Annotated in this window: 1 protein-coding gene; it reads left to right on the top strand. The window is 60.2% G+C overall.

Annotated features, from left to right (window positions below; all coding sequences use genetic code 11):
- The first annotated feature begins 84 nt into the window (after positions 1-84).
- Positions 85-2511: an endopeptidase La gene (gene lon, locus OXG98_08010; GenBank protein ID MCY3771948.1), complete on the top strand. Its 2427-nt coding sequence runs from the start codon at positions 85-87 to the stop codon at positions 2509-2511.
- Positions 2512-2641: the final 130 nt, after the last annotated feature.

The following is a 2641-nucleotide window of genomic DNA, read 5'->3' as shown; positions in this document are numbered from 1 at the left end:
ATGGGATCCTTGACTTGAGTTTTGGAGGTCTGGACCACAATATAGGTACGCACGGCGGGAACCCCCCGATTCAGGGAGCTTGACTTGGACGACACCACCGGTCTGGAACATGCGCGCATCGAGCGGTTGCCGGTGCTTCCCCTGCGCGATGTAGTTGTATACCCGCAGATGGTTATCCCCCTGTTCGTCGGGCGGGACAAGTCCGTTGTGGCGATGGATCGGGCCATGGCCGCGGACAAGGAAATATTGCTGGTCGCGCAGACACAGGCTGACGTCGACGATCCCGGCATGGAGGATCTCTACGAGGTCGGCACGATCGCGACCATCCTGCAACTGCTGAAGCTGCCGGACGGGACCGTAAAGGTTCTGGTGGAAGGTGGACGCCGCGCACGTCTCCTGCAACTCGAGATCGGCGAGTGTTTCTCCGCGGCGTTCGAGATACTTGACGAGGACAGCGTCTACGACGAAAAGGAAATGGACGTGCTGTCACGCTCCGTCATTTCGCGATTCGAGCAGTACGTCAAGCTCAACAAGAAGATTCCGCCGGAAGTCCTGACCACGCTGGCGGGCATCGACCTGCCGGGACGATTGGCCGACACGGTGGCCGCGCACATGGCGCTGAAGCTGGTGGACAAGCAGAAGATCCTTGAGATCCACGACGTCAAGGCGCGGTTGGAGCATGTTCACACCCTGATCGAAGGGGAGATCGATCTGCTGCGCATAGAAAAACGCATTCGCGGCCGCGTGAAGCAGCAGATGGAGAAAAGTCAGCGCGAGTACTACCTGAATGAGCAGATGAAGGCCATTCAGAAGGAGTTGGGCGAAATCGAGGATGCGCCCAACGAACTCGGCGAACTGGAAAAGAAGGTCACCGATGCCGGCATGAGCAAGGAAGCGAAGGAGAAGGCCGGTTCGGAACTGAACAAGCTGAAACTGATGTCGCCCATGTCCGCGGAAGCCACCGTGGTGCGCAATTACATCGACTGGCTCGTCAAGGTGCCCTGGAAGAAGCGCACCAGGGTGACGCGGGACCTGGAAAAGGCCGAGCAGGTGCTGGAAGAAGACCACTACGGTCTGCACAAGGTCAAGGAACGCATCCTGGAGTACCTCGCCGTGCAGCAGCGTGTCCGCGAGTTGAAGGGGCCCATTCTCTGCCTGGTCGGCCCGCCGGGTGTCGGCAAGACTTCGGTCGGACAGAGCATCGCCCGCGCGACGAATCGCAAGTTTGTCCGCATGTCCCTGGGCGGCGTGCGGGACGAGGCCGAAATCCGCGGGCACCGGCGAACGTATATCGGGTCCATGCCCGGCAAGATCGTGCAGAACATGGGCAAGGTGAAGGTCAGGAACCCGCTCTTCCTGCTGGACGAGGTCGACAAGATGTCGATGGATTTCCGCGGCGACCCGTCGTCGGCTCTTCTGGAGGTTCTCGACCCGGAGCAGAACTTCACCTTCAACGATCACTACCTGGAAGTGGATTTCGACCTGTCCGAGGTCATGTTCGTCTGTACCGCGAACAGCCTGAACATACCGCCGCCGCTGCTTGACCGCATGGAAGTCATACGCCTGCCCGGTTATACCGAGGACGAGAAACTGAATATCGCCAAGCGGTACCTGATTCCCAAGCAGATGAAGAACAACGGCATCGAAGACAAGGAGTTGAGAATTTCCGACTCGGCCATTCTCGATGCGATTCGCTACTACACCCGGGAGGCGGGGGTGCGAAACCTGGAGCGCGAACTGTCAAAGATTTGCCGCAAGGTCGTGAAGAGACTGTTGCTGCGCCCGCGCACCAGTATCGTCCGGGTCAACCACCGCAATGTGGCGAAGTACCTGGGCGTGCAGCGGCACACATATGGCCGCGCCGAGAACAACGACCAGATAGGTCAGGTCACCGGACTTGCGTGGACCGAAGTGGGCGGAGAGTTGCTCGCCATCGAGTCCGCCATCGTGCCCGGGAAGGGCAAGCTCATTCATACCGGACAACTGGGCGCGGTGATGCAGGAGTCGATACAGGCGGCGATGACGGTGGTTCGCAGCCGTGCCGGCGTGCTGGGTATCGACGGCGAGTTTCACCGCAAATCCGACGTGCACATCCATGTGCCGGAGGGCGCCACGCCCAAGGACGGGCCCTCCGCCGGCATCGGCATGTGCGCCGCGCTGGTGTCGGCGCTGACCGAGATACCGGCACGGTCCAACGTGGCGATGACCGGCGAAATCACCCTGAGAGGCGAGGTGCTGAAGATCGGCGGTCTGAAGGAGAAGTTGCTCGCGGCGCACCGCGGTGGCGTGGACACCGTGCTGATCCCCCAGGGAAACGTCAAGGACCTGGTGGAGATTCCCAAGAACGTCAAGGACAAGCTGGAGATCGTTCCCGTCAAGTGGATCGATGAAGTGATCGAGCTTTCACTCAAATACTCACCGGCGCCCAATCGTGACGACTCGCCCTCCGCCGAGAAGCGCGAGACGCAACCCGAAGACGCCAAGAAAAGCGAGGCCATCCTGCCTCACTAGTGCCGCGGAATCATCAGGTTGACGCGCTACCAGTGCGCCATCCAACTGAAAAATGCGTATCAATTGGAACAGGCACTGGCGTCCAACCCCACTGGTTCCGTTCATGCCGGCCTGTACCGAGGATGCCCTT

This window comes from Gemmatimonadota bacterium, assembly GCA_026706345.1.
GTDB lineage: Bacteria > JAAXHH01 > JAAXHH01 > JAAXHH01 > JAAXHH01 > JAAXHH01.
Note: the sequence above shows the minus strand (reverse complement) of the source record. Positions and strands in the feature narration are given on the sequence as shown.